This window comes from Natronomonas salinimetallica, from assembly GCF_013839515.1.
Classification (GTDB): domain Archaea; phylum Halobacteriota; class Halobacteria; order Halobacteriales; family Haloarculaceae; genus Natronomonas.
On the sequence record NZ_JACDNQ010000007.1, the window covers coordinates 81090 to 105569 of the forward strand.

Annotated in this window: 20 protein-coding genes and 1 pseudogene; 17 read left to right on the forward strand and 4 right to left on the reverse strand. The window is 64.3% G+C overall.

Annotated elements, in window-relative coordinates:
* A partial coding sequence (locus tag HZR14_RS07505; RefSeq protein WP_181692248.1) for an SDR family oxidoreductase occupies positions 1-644 on the forward strand: 644 nt, incomplete at its 5' end.
* A 43-nt stretch (positions 645-687) separates the two neighbouring features.
* On the opposite strand, the gene moaA is transcribed toward HZR14_RS07505, so the two are convergent.
* Positions 688-1683, reverse strand: a complete 996-nt coding sequence (gene moaA, locus HZR14_RS07510) for a GTP 3',8-cyclase MoaA (RefSeq protein WP_181692249.1) — start codon at positions 1681-1683, stop codon at positions 688-690.
* 144 nt (positions 1684-1827) lie between these two features.
* Between moaA and HZR14_RS07515 the strand changes: the two genes are divergently transcribed.
* The 5 genes and pseudogenes from HZR14_RS07515 (at position 1828) to HZR14_RS07530 (ending at position 8360) form a co-directional block, all read left to right on the forward strand.
* On the forward strand, positions 1828-2868 hold the full coding sequence (locus HZR14_RS07515) for an Mrp/NBP35 family ATP-binding protein (protein ID WP_181692250.1): 1041 nt from the start codon (positions 1828-1830) through the stop codon (positions 2866-2868).
* Between the two features lie 368 nt (positions 2869-3236).
* Positions 3237-3383 (forward strand): annotated as a pseudogene (locus HZR14_RS14575) (ArsR family transcriptional regulator); the annotation flags it as partial.
* A 96-nt stretch (positions 3384-3479) separates the two neighbouring features.
* Positions 3480-6104: a heavy metal translocating P-type ATPase gene (locus tag HZR14_RS07520; RefSeq protein WP_181692334.1), complete on the forward strand. Its 2625-nt coding sequence runs from the start codon at positions 3480-3482 to the stop codon at positions 6102-6104.
* A gap of 126 nt (positions 6105-6230) precedes the next feature.
* On the forward strand, positions 6231-7634 hold the full coding sequence (locus HZR14_RS07525) for a permease (RefSeq protein ID WP_181692251.1): 1404 nt from the start codon (positions 6231-6233) through the stop codon (positions 7632-7634).
* A 132-nt stretch (positions 7635-7766) separates the two neighbouring features.
* Complete coding sequence (locus HZR14_RS07530) at positions 7767-8360, forward strand: helix-turn-helix transcriptional regulator (RefSeq protein WP_181692252.1); 594 nt, start codon at positions 7767-7769, stop codon at positions 8358-8360.
* 611 nt (positions 8361-8971) lie between these two features.
* Here the strand turns inward: HZR14_RS07530 and HZR14_RS07535 are convergent.
* Positions 8972-9811, reverse strand: a complete 840-nt coding sequence (locus HZR14_RS07535; protein ID WP_181692253.1) for a M48 family metalloprotease — start codon at positions 9809-9811, stop codon at positions 8972-8974.
* Positions 9812-10185: 374 nt separating this feature from the next.
* Here HZR14_RS07535 and dapA point away from each other — a divergent pair, with 374 nt between their 5' ends.
* On the forward strand, positions 10186-11070 hold the full coding sequence (gene dapA / locus HZR14_RS07540) for a 4-hydroxy-tetrahydrodipicolinate synthase (protein ID WP_181692254.1): 885 nt from the start codon (positions 10186-10188) through the stop codon (positions 11068-11070).
* Positions 11071-11072: 2 nt separating this feature from the next.
* The gene (gene dapB / locus HZR14_RS07545) at positions 11073-11813 is read left to right on the forward strand and encodes a 4-hydroxy-tetrahydrodipicolinate reductase (protein WP_181692335.1); all 741 of its coding nucleotides are present in this window, start codon (positions 11073-11075) and stop codon (positions 11811-11813) included.
* Between the two features lie 3 nt (positions 11814-11816).
* Here the strand turns inward: dapB and HZR14_RS07550 are convergent, their stop codons facing one another.
* A complete protein-coding gene (locus HZR14_RS07550) occupies positions 11817-12590 on the reverse strand; it encodes a DUF7839 domain-containing protein (RefSeq protein ID WP_181692255.1) in 774 nt (257 codons plus the stop codon).
* 85 nt (positions 12591-12675) lie between these two features.
* Between HZR14_RS07550 and HZR14_RS07555 the strand changes: the two genes are divergently transcribed.
* Entirely contained in the window at positions 12676-13368 is a 693-nt protein-coding gene (locus tag HZR14_RS07555; RefSeq protein WP_181692256.1) for a metallophosphoesterase, read from the forward strand.
* Between the two features lie 146 nt (positions 13369-13514).
* Positions 13515-14354, forward strand: coding sequence for a PspA/IM30 family protein (locus tag HZR14_RS07560; protein WP_181692257.1), 840 nt, complete (start codon positions 13515-13517; stop codon positions 14352-14354).
* Positions 14355-14360: 6 nt separating this feature from the next.
* On the opposite strand, the gene thrS is transcribed toward HZR14_RS07560, so the two are convergent.
* Entirely contained in the window at positions 14361-16289 is a 1929-nt protein-coding gene (thrS, locus tag HZR14_RS07565) for a threonine--tRNA ligase (RefSeq protein ID WP_181692258.1), read from the reverse strand.
* A 109-nt stretch (positions 16290-16398) separates the two neighbouring features.
* Between thrS and HZR14_RS07570 the strand changes: the two genes are divergently transcribed.
* The 7 genes from HZR14_RS07570 to rnhB all read left to right on the forward strand — a co-directional run bounded on the left by HZR14_RS07570 (position 16399) and on the right by rnhB (position 24444).
* Positions 16399-17130 carry a DUF8009 family protein gene (locus HZR14_RS07570; RefSeq protein ID WP_181692259.1) on the forward strand — a complete coding sequence of 244 codons (732 nt, stop codon included), beginning with the start codon at positions 16399-16401 and terminating at the stop codon, positions 17128-17130.
* A gap of 117 nt (positions 17131-17247) precedes the next feature.
* Complete coding sequence (locus tag HZR14_RS07575) at positions 17248-18516, forward strand: tRNA pseudouridine(54/55) synthase Pus10 (protein WP_181692260.1); 1269 nt, start codon at positions 17248-17250, stop codon at positions 18514-18516.
* 227 nt (positions 18517-18743) lie between these two features.
* The gene (locus tag HZR14_RS07580; protein ID WP_181692261.1) at positions 18744-18998 is read left to right on the forward strand and encodes a DUF8103 family protein; all 255 of its coding nucleotides are present in this window, start codon (positions 18744-18746) and stop codon (positions 18996-18998) included.
* Between the two features lie 65 nt (positions 18999-19063).
* On the forward strand, positions 19064-19348 hold the full coding sequence (locus HZR14_RS07585; RefSeq protein WP_181692262.1) for an ArsR family transcriptional regulator: 285 nt from the start codon (positions 19064-19066) through the stop codon (positions 19346-19348).
* A gap of 116 nt (positions 19349-19464) precedes the next feature.
* Positions 19465-22260 carry a hypothetical protein gene (locus HZR14_RS07590; protein WP_181692263.1) on the forward strand — a complete coding sequence of 932 codons (2796 nt, stop codon included), beginning with the start codon at positions 19465-19467 and terminating at the stop codon, positions 22258-22260.
* On the forward strand, positions 22257-23732 hold the full coding sequence (locus HZR14_RS07595; protein WP_181692264.1) for a hypothetical protein: 1476 nt from the start codon (positions 22257-22259) through the stop codon (positions 23730-23732). Before HZR14_RS07590 ends, HZR14_RS07595 begins: the two co-directional genes overlap by 4 nt.
* 79 nt (positions 23733-23811) lie before the next feature.
* Positions 23812-24444: a ribonuclease HII gene (rnhB, locus tag HZR14_RS07600; protein WP_181692265.1), complete on the forward strand. Its 633-nt coding sequence runs from the start codon at positions 23812-23814 to the stop codon at positions 24442-24444.
* The last annotated feature ends 36 nt before the right edge of the window (positions 24445-24480 follow it).

Below are 24480 nucleotides of genomic sequence, written 5' to 3' on the forward strand. Positions count from 1 at the left end.
ATGACCTCGACGTCGAGGGGGCAATCGAGCCGCTCGCGACGGACCTCACTGACGACGATGCCGTCCAGTCGATGGTCGAAGACGCCGCCGACCTCGGGACCCTCCGGTACGTCGCCAGCATCGCCGGGATGCAACACATCGCGTCGATCCCCGAGTTCCCGATGGAGCGATACGACCTCCTGCTCGACGTCATGCTCCGGGCGCCGTTTCTCACCGCCAAGTACGCCATGCCGCACATCCGGGCGACCGAGGACGGCGTCGGCGCGATCGCGAACATGTCCTCCGTCCACGGCCAGTACGCCACCCAGGACAAAGCCGCCTACATCACCGCCAAACACGGCCTCAACGGGCTGACGCGGGCGATCGCGGCCGAAGGCGAGGGCACGCTCCGGAGCTTTTCGATCAGTGCCGGCTACGTGTTGACGCCGCTGATGTTGAACCAGATCGAGGACACCGCCGAGGAGCGCGGGATCTCCGAACGGGAGGTCGTCGAGGACGTCATGCTCGGACAGGCCCGCACCAAGGAGATGATGACACCCGCCGAGGTCGCGAACCTCTTTACCTTCGGCCTCTCGAAACACGGCACACACCTCAACGGGGCCGACCTGCTCTGGGACGGCGGCTACACCCACACCTACGAGTGAGAGAGCAAAGGCGACGCGGTGACGAACGCCGTCATGACGGCGATCAGGCCTCGACGTACTTCCTGTCGAGATACTTCTCGTTGAACGTCCACTCGCCCTCCTCGTCTTTGATCATGTACTCGCCGTAATAGGGGACGCGCTCGTCGACGGTCTTGCGGAACGTCTCGCGGATCTCGGGTTTCGTCATCTCGCCCATGCTCTTGAGGTCGTCGTTGCGGTTGAGACAGCCCTTCAGGTATCCCTCGTGCGTCACCCGAACGCGGTGGCAGTTCGCACAGAAGTCGGCGTTGCCGACGGGATCGACGATCTCGACCATGCCGCCGGGGAGGTCCGGATCGTCCTCGCCGACGAAGTACCGACGGCGGCCGTGCATCTCGCGGCGCTCGACGCGGTCGGCTTGCTCTGTGAGCCATCCGTGGACGCGGTCGATCTCGATGGCCCACTCCGGGCGACCGGCGAGTTCGGGCATGTACTCGATGAGCTGGAGCTGGAGCCCCTCGTTCTCGGCGACGTGATCGACCATCTCAGGGACGTAGCCCGCGGTGTGCTCGAAGACGACCATATTGAGCTTGACCGGGTCGAGCCCGGCCTCGAGTGCGGCATCGATCCCGCTCATCACGTCCTCGTAGGCCGTGCTCTTCGTGACCTCCTGAAACGCCTCCGGCGAGAGCGCGTCCTGGGAGACGTTGACCCGTTCGAGGCCGGCCTCGGCGAGGCCCTCCGCGCGCTCGGGGAGGAACGTCCCGTTCGTCGTCAACGACGTGTCGATACTGTCCGGCGTCCGACGGATGATCTCCTCGAGATCCTGTCTGAGCATCGGCTCGCCGCCCGTGAACTTCGCCTTCCGGACGTCGAACTCCGTGGCGACGTCCAGAAATCGAACGACGTCGTCGGTCGACATCTCGTCGTCCGCCGGTTCCATCGGCCCCCGCGTGTCGCCCAGCCCCTCGTTGTGGCAGTACACGCAGTCAAAATTACACCGGTCGGTGAGCGAAATCCGGACACCGGTCGTTTCGCGGCCGAACCCGTCTTCGAGCATATGCGGGGATTCATCTACGGGTGCTTAAAATCGACGCCGCAATCCCGCGCTTCGAAACGGCTTTTGATTACGTTAGGACGTCGTGTCGGCCACCGGCGGGGGTCGGTCACAATCCTTATCGGCGAGTACGAACCTATTCGACGTATGGACGAAGACGAGGTCCTCGACCGCCTCTCGGAGGTCGAGGATCCCAGCCTTGGGGACGATATCGTCTCGCTCGGGCTCATCAACGAGGTACGCATCGATTCGGAGACGATCGCGATCGATCTGGCTCTCGGCGCTCCGTACTCGCCGACCGAGACCGCACTCGCGGGGACCGTCCGAGAGACGCTCGCCGACACCGGCTACGGAATCGAGCTCTCGGCGAGCATCGACACGGACCTCGATGCCGGCGAGCAGATTCTGCCGGACGTCGAGAACATCATCGCGGTCGCCTCCGGGAAGGGCGGCGTCGGGAAGTCGACCGTCGCGGTGAACCTCGCCGCCGGACTCGCCGAGATGGGTGCCCGCGTCGGGCTGTTCGATGCCGACGTCTACGGGCCGAACGTCCCCCGGATGGTCGAATCAGACGCCCGGCCCAAAGCGACCCACGAGGAGACGATCGTCCCGCCGGAAAAATACGGCATGAAGCTCATGAGCATGGATTTCCTCGTCGGGGAGGACGACCCGGTCATCTGGCGAGGACCGATGGTACACAAGGTCCTGACGCAGTTGTGGGAGGACGTCGAGTGGGGCGCACTCGATTACATGATCGTCGACCTGCCGCCGGGGACCGGTGACACGCAACTGACGCTTTTGCAGTCCGTCCCCGTCTCGGGGGCGGTGATCGTGACGACGCCCCAGCAGGTCGCCCTCGACGACGCGCGCAAGGGACTCCGGATGTTCGGCGAGCACGACACGCCCGTCTTGGGTATCGTCGAAAACATGTCCGGGTTCGTCTGTCCGGACTGTGGCGGGGAACACGACATCTTCGGCAGCGGCGGCGGCGAGGCGTTCGCGGAGGACGTCGATATGCCGTTTTTGGGCGCTCTACCGCTCGACCCGGCCGTCCGGAAGGGTGGCGACGCCGGCCGTCCGATCGTCCTGGAGGAGGAAAGCGACACTGCCGACGCCGTCGCTTCGTTCGCCGAGAAGACCGCCGACATGCAGGGAATCGTACAACGGCGGCTGGTCGCGAATCGGTGACGACGCGGAGAGGTGGGTAGCCGGGTCGGCACCGGTGAGGCGTTACCCGCGCCGTGTTTTTATAAGAGAGCCCGAGAGCTGTTCGAATAGGTTTCCAACGGAGCCGGTGGCTCGATTTTGATTCCTCCTGCCCGATGCCAGCGGCGCGTATGACGCCGCACGCCCTCCGTCCTCGCCAGTGCCCTTTCCCTCGCCCACCCTCCCCTCGCACGCCCTCGATTTCGATGATGACGGTCGATTCCTCGCGCGCCGAGGGGTGTCCAGTGCGCCGAGCTGTGCCCGCCGCTGTTGGACTCCCTCTCACGACACGCCGCCCTCGCCGGGGCGGCGCGGGCGGCTGGCTGTGTCACCAGGCTGACGCGCCCTCGCTCGCGCTCACGTGTGCCGAGTGCAACAAGACTGTCGATTCTGAGGGGAAGACGAGTCGTATCGGTGGAGAGATCTATCATTTTTGTTTCTCATCGTGCCAAAGTCAATTCGAAGAGCGACATCAGCGTCTCGAAGAAAGAGTGTAGCGCTGGCACCGGTTTGGAACCGAAAGTAAACACCGCTGATTACCCACACTATCCAAGTAGAAACGCACCTAACGGAGTAGCCCCTATAGTATAATGATGAAAACACGCACCGCACATCTCGACATCACAGGGATGACCTGCGCCAACTGCTCGGGGACAGTTGGCGATGCCCTGGAGTCACTCGACGGCGTCGTCGAGGCGAACGCCAATTTCGCCACGGACGAGGGCTCCGTCGAGTACGACCCTGACGAGGTATCGCTCGCAGATATCTACGAGACGATCGAGGACGCCGGCTACGGTGCGGTGTCGGACACGGTGACTATAGGCATCTCCGATATGACCTGTGCCAACTGTGTGCAGACGAACGAGACCGCACTCGAGAACACGCCGGGTGTTATCGCGGCCGAGGCAAACTTCGCCACCGACGAAGCGCAGGTCAGGTACAACCCCGCGGACACCTCACTCGACGCACTCTACGACGCTATCGAGGACGCTGGGTACTCGCCGGTTCGTGAAGACGGCGACAGCGGTGAATCGGGTGCAGATGCTCGGGACGCTGCACGACAGGGCGAGATTCGAAAACAGCTTCGACTGACGCTGTTCGGAGCCGCGCTGTCGGCCCCGATGCTGTTTTTCCTCGCAGAGAAGTTTCTGCTCGGCGGGGGAATTCTCCCGGAGACGGTCCTCGGCGTCGAATTCGGGTGGGTCGAGTTCCTGCTGGCAACACCCGTTCAGGCCGTGCTCGGCTGGCCGTTCTACAAGAACTCGTACAACGCGCTGGTCAACAACAGGCGCGCCAACATGGACGTTCTCATCGCACTGGGTTCGTCCACTGCATATTTCTACTCCGTTGCAGTACTTGCCGGACTGATCGCGGGGAGCCTGTACTTCGATACTGCCGCGCTCATCCTCGTATTCATCACGCTTGGCAACTACCTCGAAGCCCGCTCGAAAGGGCAGGCTGGCGACGCCCTTCGGAAGCTCCTCGAAATGGAGGCCGAGACGGCCACCCTCGTCGACGAGGACGGCAACGAGACGGAAGTATCACTCGAAGACGCCACCGTCGGCGACCGCCTGAAGGTCCGTCCCGGCGAGCAGATTCCGACCGACGGCGTCGTCGTCGATGGGCAAAGCGCCGTCGACGAGTCGATGGTCACCGGCGAGTCAGTCCCCGTCGAGAAAGGCGAGGGCGACGAGGTCGTCGGCTCGACGATCAACGAGAACGGCGTCCTCGTCGTCGAGGCGACGAAGGTCGGTGCGGACACGGCCCTCCAGCAGATCGTCCAGACGGTCAAGGAAGCCCAGTCGCGCCAACCCGACATCCAGAATCTGGCGGACCGTATCTCGGCATACTTCGTCCCAGCAGTCATCGCGAACGCGTTACTGTGGGGCGCTGTGTGGTTCCTCTTCCCCGAAGCGCTCGCCGGACTCGTCGAGTGGCTCCCGCTCTGGGGAGCGGTCGCCGGCGGACCAGTCGTGGCTGGTGGCACCGTCTCAGTCTTCGAATTCGCGCTCATCGTCTTCGCGTCGTCCGTGCTGATTGCCTGTCCCTGTGCGCTGGGGTTAGCAACGCCGGCTGCAACGATGGTTGGGACGACGATCGGTGCCCAAAACGGCGTCCTGTTCAAGGGCGGTGACATCCTCGAACGCGCGAAAGACGTCGACACGGTCGTCTTCGACAAGACGGGTACGTTGACGAAAGGCGAGATGGAGCTGACTGACGTCGTCGTCTTCGACGGTGACGGCCAACCTGTCGCGGACGGTGGGGATCCGGCAGCCGACGGCGGAGCGCTAACTGCACGCGATCGTCTCGGTGAGGACGACATCCTCCGATTCGCGGCGGCGGCCGAAAGTGGAAGCGAGCACCCGCTTGCGAGGGCTATTGTCGATGGAGCCGAAGCCCGTGGTATCGACGTGGCCGACCCGGACGACTTCGAGAACGTCCCTGGCCATGGCATTAAAGCGACCGTCGGTAACAGCGAGGTGCTGGTCGGGAATCGGAAGTTGCTCCGGGACAACGGGATCGACCCCTCGCCCGCTCAGGAGACGATGGAGCGCCTCGAGAACGAGGGGAAGACGGCGATGCTCGTCGCCCACGTGCCCGCTGGCACGGACGAGGGCAAACCCGTCGGTGTGGTCGCTGACGCCGACACGATCAAAGAAAGTGCGACCGAGGCCGTGAGTCAACTGCAGGAGCGTGGCCTCGACGTGATGATGATTACCGGTGACAACGAACGGACTGCTCGTGCCGTCGTCGAGCAGGTCGGCATCGATCCCGAGAGCGTCCGTGCAGAGGTGCTCCCCGAGGACAAATCCGATGCCGTCGAGGCCATCCAGGACGAAGGTCGCAAGGCAATGATGGTGGGCGACGGCGTCAACGACGCGCCCGCACTCGCGGTCGCCCACGTTGGGACCGCCATCGGGAGCGGGACGGACGTCGCCATCGAAGCTGCGGACGTGACGCTAATGCGCGACGACCCGCTCGACGTGGTGAAGGCCATCCGTATCTCAGACGCGACACTCCAGAAGATCAAACAGAACCTCGTGTGGGCGCTTGGTTACAACACGGCGATGATCCCGCTGGCCTCGCTGGGACTCCTCCAGCCCGTGCTGGCTGCCGGGGCGATGGCGTTCTCGTCGGTGTCGGTGCTGTCGAACAGCCTCCTGTTCCGCCGGTACACCCCCGACCACGACTACAAACTACTCGGGAGGTTCCGGTAAGTTGTCCCCGCAGGGCGATTCATCCCCACCCTACTCGCTCCCGTTGGTCGATCCTTGAGAGTGGGGGCTTCTCGCCCAATCCGCTTAAGAACAATTGACAAAACAGATAGCTGCGATAGTCTAGATATGCAAGCCGCCCTCGTCGACGGAATCCTCGAGTCGCTGCGGATCGGCGTCGGTTTCCTCTGGACCGCCGCATGGGCGATCATCATGGGGCTCGTCATCACGAGTCTCGTACAGGTCTACGTCTCGAAGGAGCGGATGGCCCAGATCCTCGGAAATGATGACCTGAGTGGACTCACCAAAGCAACGGTGTTCGGCGCCGCGAGTAGCGGCTGTAGCTTCGGGGCCGTCGCTATTGGGAAGGGGCTGTTCAAGAAGGGTGGTCACGTCGTGAACGTCCTCGCGTTCATGTTCGCCTCGACGAATCTCATCGTTGAGCTCGGTCTGATGATCCTGATCCTCCTCGGCTGGGAATTCTTGGTAGCGGAACTCCTCGGCGGCATCATCCTCATCGCCGTGATGGCGCTGCTCGTCCACGTGACGCTCCCCGAGAACCTCTTCGACGAGGTGCGGCAGGAACTGAACGAACGCGATCAGGAACACGGTGTCACCGAGGATCCGACCTGCGGGATGGAAGGCAAAGACGAGTACTCGCTGACGACCGACGGTGGCGAGACGCTAAAGTTCTGCTCGGAAGGCTGTATGGAAACCTATGAGCAGGGGACCGCAAGTAGCGGCGGATGGCGCGATGAACTGCTCTCGTGGGGGGGCTGGTACAAAGTCGGAAACCAATACCGCAAGGAGTGGTCGATGATCTGGAAGGACGTCGTCGCGGGCTTTCTCATCTCGGGGTTCGTCATCGTGTTCGTCCCACAGTGGGTGTGGAACACACTCTTCCTCCAAGGCGATGGGTTGCTTGTCAGCGCGGAGAACGCGGTTATGGGCGTCACCGTCGCGGTTCTCAGCTTCGTCGGCAGCATGGGCAATGTCCCGTTCGCCGTCGCGCTCTGGGGCGGTGGGGTCAGCTTCGCGGGCGTTATTGCGTTCGTCTACGCCGATCTCATCACCATCCCCGTCCTGAACGTCTATCGGAAGTACTACGGCTGGAAGGTGATGCTGTACATCCTCGGAATCTTCTTCGTAACGATGGCCTTCACGGGCTTCCTCATGGAGTTGCTATTCGACGCCTTCGGCATCGTCCCGGATCTGGCCGGTGGCGAGACGGCGACCGAACAGACGTACTTCGAGCTCAACTACACCTTCTACCTCAACATCGTCGCGTTCGCCCTCTCTGGCTTCCTCCTCTACGTGTATCGACGTGGCCTCGGTGCTCCCGGCCAGTACCGCGATCCCGTCTGTGGGATGCGAACCGACGACAGTAGGCCGAGTCTCACCCACGATGGCGAGACGTACTACTTCTGTTCGGACCGATGCAAGCGATCGTTCGAGAAGCACCCCTCCGAATTCGCACAGCAACACCCACCGGTCTCGGAGGCGGGAGCTTCCCAGAGCCATGAACATCACTGAACGCCGCATCGTGATCTCGAGTTTCGCGGCCAAACAGCCCCAAATATTGCGTTTGTCAATCACAACTGGTACAGCGATGTCTCACAAACCCTCGCGTATGGGCAAGTACCTCGGCGGATCCAGGTGGGAGAGATGAATCGACGGCGAGCCGATATAGTAGTCGGTGGCTTGGTCGCTGCCGTCCTTATCGTCGGCGGGGTGCTCAGCTGGCAAGCGTACCAGCAACAGCAGGCCTTCGACCAGATGGGATCGATGATGGGCACGTCAATGGGAGCGGTTCATGGAACGAATCCGCTCTGGTACGTCCTCGGAACCCTCCTCGTCTCGGCTGTCATCGGTGGAGGGTATCTCGTGGTTCGGGACGAACTCAGTAGCACAGACGTACCCGATCGCTTACAGATGGAGATGGCGGATCCGACCGATCCAGAGAGTGCCGAATCACCGGAGGGGGAAACCCAATCAGCGGGGGACATCAATCCAGAGGCTCAGCCACAGGCTCGCGTATTAGACCTCTTGCCGGATGATGAACGCCGTATCCTCGAACCGGTTCTTTCCTCGCCCGGCATCACACAGATCGAACTCAGGGATCGCTCGGACTTCTCGAAGAGCAAGGTCAGTCAGACGGTGAGCGCTCTCGAGAAGCGTGGCCTGCTGTACCGCGAGCGCCAGGGGCGGACGTATCGTATCTATCCGAGCGACGACCTACAGGAGAAGCAAATGAACTAGCGGGCCATTTCCGCCGATTCAGAACCATTCATCGGAGTCGTAGGTGCTGAAGTTGAACCAAGCGATGGTCGTATGACCCTCCTTCAGCGCGAGGCCTATACTCGCCGACCACGAAAACGAGGGAAATGACTCCCACTCTTGGAGCGCTCGCGAGCTGTGCCGGTCAGCTACCGGGCACCAGCGATGACGGTGGGCGTGAGGTAACGCCACGCTCGACAGTCATGTCCGAGCCAGATAGCTCCGTCAGCCTCACCGCGGGGTCCGGGACGGTTCGGCCAGCCCCCGAGACCTCGACGACTAACTGGATGTACGGGGATCAATTTCCGGGACCAGAATTACGGAAAATTCGAGGAGAAAGCCTCGCCGTTCACGGCGTTAACGAGAGCGAAGCTCTCGTTCGTACACCAGAACGCTTCGCGTTCTGGGGACGGAGATGAAGCCGACAACACCGTCACGATCGCCGGAATTAAGCCCCAGACAGCGTATCTGTGGGCGAGTACAACGGGCAAACCCTGGCGGTTGGATTGGGGTCCGCCCGGACGGCGAAGGATCCGACGCGGCGGCGATGATCGCGAAACACGCCGCTCGACCGTGTTCCGGCCGATACCGAATCAGTAGTACTGGCGGTCGACGTTCCGGACGGCTTCGATCCGTTTTTCCATCGGCGGGTGGGTCGCAAAGAGCCGCTGAAGCGCGGAACGGTCGCCGCCGGAGATACACAGCGCGGAGACGTTGTCGTCCAACTCGGCGTCGCCCCGCCCGTTGGCGGTCGAGATCTTGCCGAGGGCCCGCGCCATCGCGTCGCCGCCGACGTGGCCGGCCGCGTCCGAGTCGGCGACGTACTCGCGGTATCGAGAGATGGCGAGGACGAACACCATTGCGACCATCTGGACGATGACGCTCGCGAGATAGCCCAATACGATGTTTCCGATGCCGCCGTCGCGCGAGAAGGCGATGACGAAGTACGCCGCCAGCCCGAGCATCGAGGCGATCGATTGGCCCATCACCATCATGACCACGTCGCGGTTGTCGACGTGGGCGAGTTCGTGGGCGAGCACTCCCTCGAGTTCGTCGTGATCGAGCAATCGGATGAGCTGCTCGGAGACGACCACGACGCCCGCGCCACGGCGTCCGACCGCGAAGGCGTTCGGGACGCCCATGTCAGCGACCATCAGGCGGGGCTTTTCGAGATCCATTTCGTCGGCGATCCGCTCGACGGAACGGTGAATCTCCGGGTACCGATCCGCCGGCATGTCCTCGGCACCGGAACTCCACAGCGCGATCTTCTTGCCGAGGACGTACTGGAAGCCGGCGAAGCCGACGGTCCCGAGGAGGACGATCGGGATCCCGACGCCGAAGGCCTCGACGGCGACGATCGCGACGAGGGCGTAGAAGGCAAAGAGAACGCTCCCGACGACGGCCATCCTGGCTTTGAGTCCGACGTGTCTCATATACCTCTCCCGTAGGGGATTTGGCGGCATATGGCTTCCGGCCGACGGCGGGAGGCGGGCTGACGTCGGGGGGCGGGTCGGTGACCCGGCGACGGAACGGGGCCGGTATCCCCGATGCAGTGAGCCCTCGGTGGCCGCGGAAACTCAAAACGCCTAAGTCGCTCGCCGACGCTGTGGCGAGTATGCGACATCGCGTGCTCGTCCGTCGGCCCGACGCTGACAGCCGCGAGCGCGCCGTCCCGACCGCTTTTTCGAAGGCCAAGCGTCCGTAGCACGGTCTGCGGCGGGCGTGGCACCCCCGTCACAGGTCGACCCCGGACGGACGCGGCACACGAACGTTTCCGAGAACGGATACCGACCCCACCCACACACCAATGACACACGACACATTCACCGGCGTGTTCCCCGCGATGACCACGCCGTTCCACGACGACGAAAGCATCGATCACGACACCCTCCGCGCGCACGCACAGCGGCTCGAAACCGCCGGCGTCGACGGGGTCGTCCCCGTCGGCACCACCGGCGAGTCGGCGACCATGTCCCACGACGAACACGTCGAAGTCATAGAGACGGTCGCCGACGCGGTCGAGGACGTCCCCGTGATCGCCGGCTCCGGCTCGAACAACACCCGTGAGGCGCTCGAACTCTCCGAACGGGCCGCCGCCGCCGGAGCCGACGGTCTCCTCTTGATTTCGCCGTACTACAACATCCCCGAACCCGAGGGAATGCAAGCGCACTTCAGAGCCGTCGCCGACGCGGTCGACCTCCCACAGATCATCTACAACGTGCCCGGCCGAACCGGGCGTAACATCGCGGTCGAGACGGCCGTTTCGCTGGCCGAGCACGAGAACGTCGTGGGATACAAGGCCGCAAGCGGTGATTTGAACCGGACCAACGAGGTCATCGAACGCACCCGGGCGGAGAACTTCGCCGTGCTGTCGGGCGACGACGCGCTCACGCTGCCGATCATCGCCCAGGGCGGATCGGGCTGTATTAGCGTCGCGGCAAACGTCGAACCCGAGCGCACCGTCGCGTTGGTCGGCTCTGCGCTCGCCGGCGACTTCGATCGCGCTCGCGAACTCCAGTACGAACTCGGCGACCTCTTCCGGACGCTGTTCATCGAGACCAACCCGATCCCGATCAACGAGGCGATGGACATGCGGGGGATCCACTCGGCGACGATGCGCTCGCCGCTGAACCCCCTCCAGCCCGACCACCGGGAGACGCTGCGGGCCGTTCTCGAGGAGCTCGAACGATGACGATGGACATCGTCGTCGTCGGTGCGACCGGCCGGACCGGAAGCGAGATCGTCGCCGAAGCCAGCGGCCGCGGCCACGACGTCGTCGGGATCGCTACGACGCCCGACACGATCGAGGACGTGCGTGTCTACCCGAGCGAGGAGTTCCCCGAACTGCTCGACGGGGCCGACGTTGTCATCGACTTTACGCTCCCCGAGGCGACCCGCGAGTACGCCGGGATGGTCGCCGACGCCGGCGTCCCCTACGTCGTCGGGACGACCGGGTTCGAGGCGGCGGGGCTCGATGCGCTTCGGGACGCCAGCGAGTCGACCGCGGTCCTCAAGGCCTCGAACTTCGCCCGGGGCGTGCAGGCGCTGTTGCGGGTGGTCGAGGCGGGCGTCGAGGCGCTGCCCGACTACGACGTCGAACTCACGGAGACACATCACAGCGGCAAGCGGGACGCCCCGAGCGGCACCGCGAACACGATCCTCGACGTCGTCGATTCGGCCCGTGGGGCGAACCTGGAGCGTACCCATGGACGTGAGGGCGAACACCGACGTGAGGACTCGGAGGTCGGCGTCCACGTCCGTCGCGCCGGCGCTGTCCGCGGCGAGCACGAACTCCTCCTCGCCGGCAACGACGAGGTCCTGACGTTGACCCACCGGGCCGAATCCAGGCGGGTCTTCGCGGCCGGCGCCGTCGACGCCGCCGAGTGGCTCGCCGGTCGGGTGCCCGGATGGTACGAGTTCGGGGACGTCTTGTAGGTATTAGACGTCGTCGACCTCGTAGGCGAGCCCCGAGTCCCGAAGCGCGTCAGTGACCCGCCCCGCGAGATCGGTCGTAGCAACGACGACGACGTCCAGCCCGCGGCCCGCTGCATCGGCGGCGACCTCGCCGGCCGCGAAGGTCACGTCGGGGTCGGTACCCGACGCGTCCAGCGTGGCGACCGCCTCGACCCCTGCCGCCGCGACGAGATCCGCCGCAGCCGCGGCGGCGGCCAGCACCCCCGAACCGCTCGGCTCGGCCGACCGGATCGGCGCGACCTGAAACACCGTTACGTCGCCGGGATCGAGGTCGATGATGCCCGCAAACCCCGTGACGCCCACGACGGCACCGGCGTCTGCATCGGTCGTCGCGATCCCGGTTGCGGGCCCGCCCTCGCCCGGCGTCGCGTGCAATAGCCCGTCCTCGATCGAGAGCGAGACCGTTTCGCCGGCTTCGATGACAGCCGTCGCGAAGGCCGCGTCCTCCTGCATGCTGCCGAGGACGTCCTCCGTGACGTGATCGGCGAACCGTCGTACGTCGGAGGACTGCTGGAACAGCCAATCGACGCCCCGCTTCGTCACCCGGTAGCGCGATCTGGCCTCCTTCTCGACGAACCCCTCGTCGACGAGTTCGCGGATGTACTCCGAGACCGCCTGGCTGGTCACGCCGACGGCGTCGGCGATCTCGCCCTGATTGACCGCCGGCTGCCGCTCTGCGATCTCGACGAGCACGCGGAACTTCGTCGCGGAGCGCTTGTTGTCGAGGACGTCGACCATATCCGCACGTCGTGTCGACCGTTTATAAACACCCGAGACTCGGGGACCCCGTCAGCGCTTTGAGCGCGGCGACCGACCGGTCCGTATGGAGTTCGACCCATTCGACCGTGCCGTCTACCTTCCGGCCACCGGGACGCTCGTCTGTGCCGACCTCCACGCCGGTCGGGACGCGGCATCGGAACTCGAGTTCCGGGTCGGCGAACACGAAGACCTCACGGAACGTTTCGAGCGGCTACTCGATCGCTACGAGCCCACCGAGGTCGTCATCGCCGGGGATCTTCTGCACTCCTTCGATCGGGTCCCGACGGGCGCGGCGTCGACCGTCCGTTCGATCTCGACGCTCGCGGCGGACCGGGACTGTCCGATCGCCGTCACCCCCGGCAACCACGACACCCTGCTCGAGGAACTGTGGGACGGCCCGATCGTCCCGGAGTATCCGATCGGCGACAGCTCGATCGTCGTCACACACGGCCACGTTCCGCCCGAGGGCGACGCGGCGTGGTACATCGTCGGCCACGACCATCCGACGATAGAGATCGAGGGTGTCCGCCGGCCGTGTTATCTGTACGGTCCCGGCCAGTACGACGGGGCGGGCGTGTTGATGCTCCCGTCGTTCAGTCGGCTCCCGGCCGGGATCGAGATACACGGGCTGTCGGCCGCGGAGTTCCAGTCCCCATTTATAACCGATCCGGGGACGCTCCGGCCGATCGTCCACGACGTCGAGGCCGACGAAACCCACGAGTTTCCGCCGCTTTTGGAGCTGCGGCGGTTCCTGTGAGACGGCCCTCGCGACCGCGGCTGTTGTTCTCCGAGCGGGCGGCTGTTGTTCTCCGAGCGGGCGGCTGTTGTTCTCCGAGCGACGGTCCCCCGCCCGCGTCGGGACGGAGTAGCCTTTTAATCGCTGCGGCCACAACGATGGGGTATATGGGTATCCTCTCGCGGGCATCGTACGTCATCCGATCGAAAGTGAACGCCGTCCTGAATCGCGCGGAAGACCCCCACGAAACGCTCGATTACTCCTACGAACAGCTCCGAGACGAGCTCCAGGACGTAAAGAAGGGGATCGCGGACCTGACCACACAAAAGAAACGACTCGAGATCCAGAAACGCCGGCTCGAAGAGAACGTCGAAAAGCACAACCAACAGGCCAGACAGGCCGTAGAGCAGGGCCGTGACGACCTCGCGCGGCGCGCGCTGGAAAAGAAAAAACAGAAGATGAACCAGATCGAGGACCTCGAAACCCAGATCGCGGACCTCGAGGGCACCCAGGACAACCTCGTCGAAAAGAAAAACGAACTCCAGGGTCGGATCCAGGAGTTCCGAACCGAAAAGGAGACGATGAAAGCCCGGTACGAGGCCGCCGAGGCCAGCGCCCGCGTCAGCGAGGCGATGACCGGTGCCGGCGACGAGATGGAGAACGTCTCACGGTCGATCGATCGCGCCCGCGACGAGACCGAAGAGATGGAGGCCCGCGCTGCGGCGATGGACGAACTCGAAGACAGCGGCGCTTTCGAGGGCGCGCTTTCGGACGAGGGCGACCTCGAACGCGAACTCGACGAGATGCGACGGGGCGGGGAAGTCGAGGCCGAACTGGAGACGCTGAAATCCGAGACGGGCGTAGAAAACGGCGATGAGGGTGACGTCGACGTCGAATTCGATGATGAGGCGGTGGACGTCGAAACCGGCCCCGGTGACGAACTCGCGAGCGGGACCGACGAGGAGCTCGAAGCGGAGCTCGACGATATCAAACGCGACGACGAGTGACCCGTCTCACTCGCCGATGAAATCCGGCTCGACGCGCTTTTGTTCGACCTCGGATTCGAGGTGGCTACGGAACGTCTCGACGTCGACGGCTTTGGCTTCGGCTTCGAACCGGTCCCGAACGGAGACGGTCCCCGCCCCCTCCTCGTCGTCACCGACGACGAGCATGTACGGGACGCGGTCGTCGTGGGCGGTCTGGATCTTCTTGCCGACGGTCCACGACCGGTCCTCGATTTCGACGCGGAACTCGGAGAGATAGCGGTTCTTGAGCTGTTTGGCGTAGCCGACGTTGTCGTCCGAGACCGGGAGGATCCGGACCTGCTCCGGCGCGAGCCACGTCGGGAAGTTCCCGTTGAAGTGCTCTATGAGCACCATAAAGAAGCGCTCGTAGCTGCCGTAGAGTGCCCGGTGAATCATCACCGGCTGGTGTTCCTCGTTGTCCTCGCCGGTGTAGGAGAGATCAAAGCGCTCGGGCATGTTGAAATCGAGCTGGACGGTCGGGCCGTCCCAGTTGCGGCCCAGCGCGTCCTCGAAGGCGAAGTCGATCTTCGGGCCGTAGAAGGCACCGTCACCGGACTCGACGTCGTAGTCCATCCCGCTGGATTCGAGGACGTCCCGGAGTTGGGATTCGGCCTGCTCCCAGATCTCGTCGGAGCCGACGGACTTTTCGGGCCGGGTAGCGAGTGCGACCTCGTAGTCGAGGTCGAACGTCTCCAGGACCTCGTTGATCTGTCGCATGATGGTATCGACCTCGCGTTCGATCGAGTCGGGCTCCACGAAGAGGTGGCCGTCGTCGATCGTGAACGCCCACACCCGGGAGAGCCCCGAAAGCTCGCCGCGCTGTTCTTTCCGGTAGACCTTCCCGTTTTCGGCGTAGCGGATCGGGAGGTCACGATACGACCAGTTACCCTGGTTGAAGATCGTCGCGTGGCCGGGGCAGTTCATCGGTTTGAGGCCGTACTCCTCGTCGTTGACGTCGAGGAGGAACATGTCGTCGACGTAGTTTTCGTAGTGGCCCGACTGCTTCCACAGCTCCGTCCGGAACAGATGCGGCGTCTCGACGAACTCGTAGTCCTGCTCGTCGTTGAGGCCGTCGACGAACGCCTCCAGCTCCCGGAGGATCGCCTTCCCGTTGGGATGATACAGCGGAAGCCCCGGCCCCGTCACGTCGGGGATCGAAAAGAGGTCCAGCTCCTGGCCCAGTTTCCGGTGATCGCGCTCTTTGGCCTCCTCGCGCCGTTCGAGGAACGTCTCTAGGTCCGCCTCGCTCTCGAAGGCGGTCCCGTATATTCGGGTGAGGGTGTCGTTTTCCTCGTCACCGCGCCAGTAGGCGGCCGCGATATTCAGAAGCTTCACCGCGCCGATCTCGCCCGTCGAGTCGACGTGTGGGCCCTGACAGAGGTCCTGCCAGTCGTCCTGGACGTAAAACGAGACCGTCTCCTCGTCCCCGGCTTCGGTCTCCAGGATCTCCCGTTTGTACTCGTTGTCCTCGTAGACGTCGAGGGCCTCCTCGCGGGAGCGCTCGACGCGTTCGATGTCATAGTCGGCCTCGATGATCGACTCCATCTCGGCTTGGATCGCTTCGAGGTCGTCCGAATCGAGGTCGACGCCCGCCACGTCGTAATAGAACCCCTCGTCGGTCGGTGGACCGATCGCGAGTTTCGCGTCGGGGTAGAGCCGCTGAAGGGCCTGTCCGAAGACGTGTGCTGCGGAGTGTCGGAGTACCTGGAGGTACTCGCTCGATTGGTCGGTGACGATGACGAGTTCGCAGTCCTCACGAAGCGGCTCGGACTTGTCGGCGAGTTCTCCGTCGACGATACCCGCGACCGTATCCGACCCGAGGCCCGGTCCGATCTCGTAGGCCACGTCCTCGACGGAGGCCCCCGACTCGACTTCGAGTTCGGAGCCGTCCGGCAACGTGACGACGATTTCGCTCATACGTACCACAACTTTGGGCGCCCGCATAAGTCCAACCTTTCGCTCCTCGATGCCGGGAGCATCGGCCGACTTCAGCCGCTTTATGTAGCTCTCGGTGCTACGGGCGCATATGTCACCCGAGAACACCGAGAACGATCCGGAACCGACCGACGCGGAACCGATCGACGCGGAAGCGACCGGCACGGAATCGGCGGCGTCGGGAGGGGACGAGCAGGCGGCGTCGGGAGGGGGCGAGCAAGCGGCGTCGGGAGAGGACGAGCAAGCGGCGTCGGGAGAGGACGAGCAGGCGGCGTCGGGAGAGGACGAGCAGGCGGCGTCGGGAGAGGACGAGCAGGTGGCGTCGGGAGGGGGCGAGCAAGCGGCGTCCGACGGAGACGGCGGGACCAGTGACGGGAAATCGGACTCGATTTCGGACATCGAACGGATCCTCCTCGATCCCGACAAACTGGTCCAGATGCTCGCGTACAACGGCCAAGCGGACATCGGGCAGAAGTCGAAGGCGGTGTATAGCCTCCGACCGCCGTTCGGCGAGACGGTCGAGCCGACGCTGAAACACCTCGACGAGGACTCGACGGACAGCAAGGCGGACGACGAGATTCACATGCGCCCGTTCCGGTTCGTCGTCGAAGGACGACAGGTGATCGAGCAGCGTCCGACCCGGGAGGTCGCAACGGAGGAACTCGACGCCGAGGATCCAACCGACGCGGCGATCAACTCGTGGATCGACGAAGCGATGCTCACCTGGAAAGAACACGTCCGTGAGAACCTCGCCGAGTCGGTCGATATCTTCTCACCACACGGGATGTCCATCGTCAGCGTCGAATACGCGTCCGAGGAGTGATCGGACCCCTCGCCGAGTCGACTCTCCGACCCGAGGGCGAGGGATATCCGCCGTACTCCCGATGGACACGGCCCGACAAACACAACACCGAAGGCCGCGCGGCGGCGAACGTATCCAATGCATCTCATCGAAACCACGCGTGACCTTCTGGCGACGGGGCCGCTCTGTAACTCCTGTCTCGGCCGCCCGGTCGCCGATCGGAGCTTCGGGTTGACGGACGAGGAACGCGGCCGCGCGCTCCGGACGACGCTTGCGCTCGAGGACGACATTCCCTACGAGGAGCCCGAAGCGCCTTGTTGGGTCTGTGAGGGGCTCTGTGATCGGTTCGACGAGCTCGCGGCGCGTACGATCGAAGCCCTGGGCGCGACGGAACTGTACACCTACCAGGTCGGAAGCCGGATCCCGCCGCTCGTCGAGGAGAACGACCGACTGCTCCGGATCGATGCCGGGTTGGATCCCGAGGCGGGCGAGGAACTCCGGGCCGAACTCAACCGCGAAGTCGGCAGACGGATCGGACGGCGCCTGGGCGCTGACGTCGACTTCGAGCGCCCCGACGTACAGTTCCTCCTCGATCTGGAGGCCGACTCCGTCGAGATCCAGCGCAACTCCGTCTCGGTGTACGGCCGCTACCGGAAGCTCGAACGGGGCATCCCACAGACGGAGTGGGAGAAGTTCGACGAGAGCGTCGAGGAACTCGTCGCGCCGCCGTTTTTGAGCGCCTTCCGCGGAACGGACGCGGTCTTTCACGGCGCGGGCCGCGAGGACGTCGACGCGCTAATGGTCGGCTCCGGGCGGCCGTTCGTCCTCGAAATCAAAGAGCCTCGCCGCCGCGACGCCGACCTCACGGAGCTGCGGACGGCGGTCAACGAGGGAACCGACGGAAAGGTCGAGATCGAGGCGTTGGCGTTCGCGGCCCACGACATGGTCGAGCGGGTCAAAGAACACGACGCCTCGAAGACCTACCGGGCGACGGTGGACTTCGTCGAGCCGGTCGATGCCGCCGCCTTCGAGGCGGCGATCGAGACACTCGATGGCGCGACGGTCGAACAGCGGACCCCCCACCGGGTCGACCACCGGCGGGCCGATCTCGTCAGGGAACGGACGGTCCTCGATATCGAGGGTACCCTCACGGACGAGTACACCGCGACGGTTCGCGTCCACGGTGAGGGCGGACTATACATAAAAGAGCTCGTGAGCGGGGACGAGGGACGGACGGAACCGAGTCTCGCCGGTGTCCTCGGCGTCGACGCGACGGTGGCGGCCCTCGATGTGGTCGACGTCGAGGGCGTCGAAGCGCCGTTTTTCACGCCGGCGTTCCGTCTCGACCGGGAGGGCGACCCGGTCTCCGGCGACGAGGTGACGTCGGCCGGTAAGGACCCGGCGTGAGTGATACTGGTGGACGAAATCAAATGAAACCGATTCGCGAGAGATCCGCCGTTCGCTCCGTCGAACGGCGTGATCCTCGTACGTCGTGTTTATATTCTTTTGTCCGTCAGTATGAGCCACGTCGGCCTCCCGCACCCGCAAACAGCTTAAACGTATACACGAAAACGCGCCGTGCAGCGGACGGCGGGTATATAATCGGTCGTTTTTATGCCTGAATCACTACAAAAATGTGTTCCGAAGACGGGCATGCCCACGACGTCGTCGATTGGACCGTTCTAAAATCGATCCAGAAAGCCAACGCCGAATCGATGGGCGCGATGGAGCAGTACCTCCTCATCGCGAGTTACCCGGACGCCGTCGGGAGCGCCGACCGAACCCGAGAGCTGCTCGAGCGATCGATCGAGCACCACGAGCGGGTCATCGAGCAACTGGAACTGGCCGCGACCGAGATCGACGCGGAGATTACGCGAGAGACCTCCTAGCATCCGTGGGTACCGTCGGCCGACACTATCAAAACCGAGACACACGAACCCCTACACACTGGACTATGAAATTGGCCTCCCCAACCGACTTCGACGTCCTGGAGTCACTCTCCGACGGCAAACGAAACACCGCGGCGAACATCGCCATCGAGATCGACCGCGACCGCGCGTATATCAACACGCGGTTGCCCCTTCTCACCGACCACGGCCTCCTCGAGCGTATCGGGCCGGCCCCGAACAGCGGACTCTATGAGATCACCCCAAAGGGGCGGGCCGCGCTCCGATACCGCGAGGCGTACCACGACGACGACACCGACTTCGAGACGCTGGTCGAGTCGGAAATCGACTAGACTGCCTGTTCTGGAGCAACCTCCGATCGTTCCGACCGGTAGACGGTCCCTCTGGTCGATTTCAGTAGTACATACTAGCAGTAGATATTAAACATATGTACGGTTAGCTACCGCCAATGACATACAACGGTCGGACGGGTCGGATCAGCGTCGTGATACTCCTAACGGTCTCGATGGCGGCGATCACCGTTCTCTTCGTCCCGCCCGCGGCGGCGCAACCCGAGATCACCCCCGCCGACTACGAGTACGACGGCAGTGATCTCCTGATCGAGGGCTCTGTGACCGCCACCGACGGGACGGTACTACTCACCCTCGACGAAACCGCGGCGGAGACCGATACGATTCACGTCGAACTCGGAGACGGCCACTCCGGTTTCGAAATCGCGGCCGTCACCGACGAAACGACCACCGACGTCGGGATCTCACTCGAGGCCACCGCCGAGACGATCACCATCCAACTCACCGATCCCGGCGCGGACGGGACCTACGACGGGGCGGAGATCCGCGTCGGCGTCGACCTCACCGCTACCGACGGCATCGCCGGCCGTGCCCACGAGTACGACTCGACCCCGATCGCGACTGTCACGGCCGACGACACGGGGGGAACCCTCGTCGGGCAGGCGGCCCTCCGGGTTACGGTGGATCCGAGTGCGGAGATCGGGTTCGATGCTGATACGATTAACGAGATGATATCGCAGGGATATGCTCCTGTCTGGGAGTACGATTTCTTCGTGATCGATTTTTCTCATGAATCAGTAACAGTTGTGAGTAATGATAAAATAAATATCTCTGTTGACCCAGGCGCAGTCCATCCAGGCGATGAGGATGGAATCGGAATCTATGACGTATGGACTGAGGGTATCTTGGGTAAGAATATAACTGGAGTTGAAGTTGCTGCATCCAGCAGCGCGAACGTATTAAACGGTAGTAATGATCAAGTTACGATTACAATACGTACAGCAAATGACGAGCCAAAGCTAGTCTCGAATGAAGCTATTGTAGTCGGGGTACAGCTGAGTGTAAGAACTGAGCCGATGTGGCGGGCTGCCGACCGATACCGCAACGTCGACCTCCTCACAGTCGACGTCGAGGGGGAAGACAACGCCGAACTGACCGACAACAGCGACGTGCGAACGGAGACGCCGGTGGTCTTGGACATCTACCCCGGCGAACCGAACGCCGAGGGGTTCGACCTCGGGGTCGACAACGGGGCGGAGTTCGGTATCGGCGAGGGCCGGTCGCTGTCGGTCGACGGCCTCGAAGACGGGTACGGCAACGAAATCCCGCGAGCGGCGTTCGAGTTCGTAGTGGACGGGTACACGGGCCGACACGTTCACTCCGGTATCTGGACGGAGACGGACGGAACCGGCGGCCCCGATCTCGACGGGACGGGGGTACTGGACGTCTCCTTGGGGGTGTTCGATCTGTCCGCGACGGTGACCGACGTCCCCGGCCCGGCGGAGCCGACCGGGACCACCGACGCGGACCGTACGGAAACCGCGACGGGGATCACGGTCTACCCCGACGACGTACGCGTCGATACGACGGCTGGGTACCGTGATTTCGACGTCGGGGCGAACGCGACGATCGAGATCGCGGTGGATCTCGGGGTCGAATCGGACGACGTCGGGCAAGTCGACGTCGAACTTCGACGCGAGTCGGGGAACGGGACCGTCACGTTCGATCCCGGTAGCGGATCGCCGACGTCGACCGACCTCTGGGAGGAGACCGGTTATGGAGGCGACGACCGACTCGGGCGGGAGAACCCCTGGGCGATCGAGCGCGATCTCACCGCCGCCGACTTCGACGGGGGCGTCCGGCGGTACGTCCTCGACGCCGACACGGCGGCCCGATACGAAATCGCCGCGACCGTGATGCCCTACGGCGCATCGCTTGATCCGGATCCGTCGGCGGTCGAGACGTCGCTTGCGGACGATCCCGGAGACGTCAACCGGGGGAGCGTCGGGATCACCGCGACCGGCCCGATCGACGGCATCACGAACGTCTCGGTCCGCGGCGACGACGAGTTCGTCGGGATCGAGACGGACGAGGGCGGCGCTGTCGAGATCGATATCGGGGGATTCGAGGACGCGAACGGCAACACGGTGACGAATACCGACGAGGCGGTCGCGGTTCGGTTCGGCGGGGCGAACGCCGGGACGGCGAGCCCGATCGCCGGGGACGGATCGACCGTCGTCACCGCCGATCCGACCGCGATCGACGCCGGCAGCGTCGAGACCGGGACCGACACCGAGGTCGCGATCGAACTCGCGGGCGGCATCCAGCGGAACGAGACCGGCCTGACGCTGCTCCACCGGGTGATAGAGCGTCCCGGCGGCACGTGGCGATCGGGGTCGCTACCGCTGCCCGCATCGGTCTACGTCGACGCCGACGGCGATCGGGACGTCGTCCAGTGGAATCCCGAACGCGAGTCCTACGAGGGGGTCGCGGCCGACGTCGCCGGCGATACCATCGGCGTCGGCCGGATCGGGCACGAAGACCTCCACCGGGGGTTTTACGCCTACTCCTCGGACGGCGGGCTCCGGATCGGATTCGACTACGTCACGACGGCCGAGGGGGCGATCGGGACGGACGGGATCGACCTCGCCCCCGGGTGGCACCTGGCGAGTTCGAACTACGATATCTCCTCGCACTCGCGACGGGACCTCGCCGCCGACGTGAACTGGGCGACGTACGGGTTCGGCGACGGTGACGACGCCTTCGCCGTCTGGAACGCCGGCCGGACTGGTCGGCTTCACGACGACACCCCAGGGATCGACGTCGACGGGGCGAGTGAGTCGGTCGGCCACGACGAAGCGTACTGGATCGAGATCGACGACGGCGATCAAGCGCCGCTGGTTCGTCGCATCGTCTCGCCGACGTTCTCTGAAAACAGCGGGACGGACGAATGAGCGTCGGGGGGCGAACCGCCGGGGCGACCGGCGTTGATCGCTTGGTGGTGGTTTTGCTCACCGCCCTGGTGGCGACAGGCATTGCTTGTGGTGCGTCCGTCGGCCCGGTGACGGCGGACAGCGGCCCGGGTGAGCCGGCTTCGTTTTACGGAACGGCGGCCGATGCGGACGGGAAACCGGTCGACTCGGGAACGACGATCGTCGCCGTCGTCGACGGCGAGACGAGAGATTCGATCACCGTCGATCCGGACGGCGAGTACGGTGGCGGAGGGGCGTTCGACGGGAAGCTTCGGATCGACAGTGAGGCGGGCGAGGAAGTAACGTTCCGACGCGGCGACGCTGGCGGTTCGATCGGTGGCTCGGCCGAACTGGTCCCCGGCGTGTTCGAGGAGGCGTTGATTTTCCCGGCGGAATCTACCGAAGCTGATTCAGACCCCGATGGGGACAATACGGACGGCCCAACGTCGGATTCGGACTCGTCGACATCGGATGGAGGGACGGATGATTCGGACTCGTCAGTTGATGGCTCAGATAATCCAACCGAGGATCCAAACGAATCCGGTGACGATAGTGAGAGCAGTGGCGGGAGCAGTGGCGATGGGAGCAGTGGCGGCAGCAGTGGTGGCGGCGGTGGTGGTGGCGGTGGGGGGAGCAGTGGTGGTGGCGGTGGTGGTGGCGGTGGGGGGAGCAGTGGTGGTGGCGGCGGTGGTGGGGGCGGCGGTGGTGGTGGCAGTGGTGACAACAAAAATAGCAGCGGAGGCGGTAGCACAGATACCGACGATAAGGACAGCTTCGATGTAGAGTTCCCCAACGCTTCTAATCCCGTCTTCGAGGGGCGGTTCGTGATCAAGGACGCCTATCCGGATGCATCGGAGACGACGGCCGTCTTCGAGGGACCGACCGTCCGGGAGATCGGCTTCGAGGACGACGATGCGAGCGGTACCGTCTGGATTCGCGAGTACGGGAACGTCACCGGCGACGTGCCGCCGCTGCCGGGCGATCTCCGGGTTATCTCCGCATCGATCATCACGGTCCCGTCCGCCCAACGCGAGACACCGGCGGTCGTCCGCGCGGTCGTCGATCCCGAACGGCTACGGGCGAAAAACGTCGTTCCGGACCGACTCGGGGTGTATCGGCTGCCGAGCGGCGGCGACGAGTGGCACGCGCTTCCGACCGAGACGTTCGGCGTCGATGACGGGATACTCGTCGAAGCGGAGACGCCGGGGTTCTCACAGTTCGTCATCGCCGGGCCGGCGACGCCGGGGTTGATCGGGTCCGATGCCACTCCAGCATCGGCCTCGAAGACACCCGACCCGGACGGGGCGAACGGGGTCAGAGACGTAATGAGGCGACTGTCGGGCTCGTACGTGCTCGAGACGGTCGGGATCAGCCGACCGACGGCGGCGCTTCTCGCCCTGTTAGCCGTCGTCGCCGTCATCGCGCGGATCTTCATCCCGCGCGGGCGACGCTGAGCCGGGCGAAGGCTCCGACCCCCGACCCGACTCGCTGGCACGTGGCAACCGTTTTGTCGTCGGTGCTGGTATTGGACCCATGCAGTTCGGCGTCGACGAGGCCGGCAAAGGTCCCGTTCTGGGGTCGATGTTTGCGGCGGCGGTGCGTGCCCCCAGAGAAGCGCTACCGGCGGGTATCGACGACTCGAAGCGACTGTCGGCGTCCAACCGAGAGGACCTCGCAGACCGGATTCGAGACGACGCTCGCATCGGGATCGGGCTCGCGGAAATCACGCCCCGACGGATCGACGCCGGGAACATGAACGACCTGACGGTCACTGCACACGCCGACGCGGCGGCGGCCGTCGTCGGGCCGGGTGATACCGGCCACTGTGACGCCGGCGACGTCGACGCCGACAGGTTCGCCTCGCGCGTCGAGGCCGAACTCGGCGCTGCCGTCACGGTCGAGGCCACCCACGGTGCGGACGGATCCGACGCCCTCGTCGGCGCGGCGAGCATCGTAGCGAAAAGCGCGCGCGAACGCCACGTCGAATCCCTCGCGGCTCGGCTCGGCGAGATCGGCAGCGGCTATCCGAGCGATCCGACGACACGGTCGTTCCTCCGGCGATACGTCGAAGAACACGGGACGTTCCCGCCGCAGACGAGGCGCTCGTGGTCGACGTGTGCGTCGATCCGGGCGGCGGTCGAACAGACCGGTCTCGGGGATTTCTAGTGGGTGACGACACCCCTATTATGCTCCGGTCGGGAG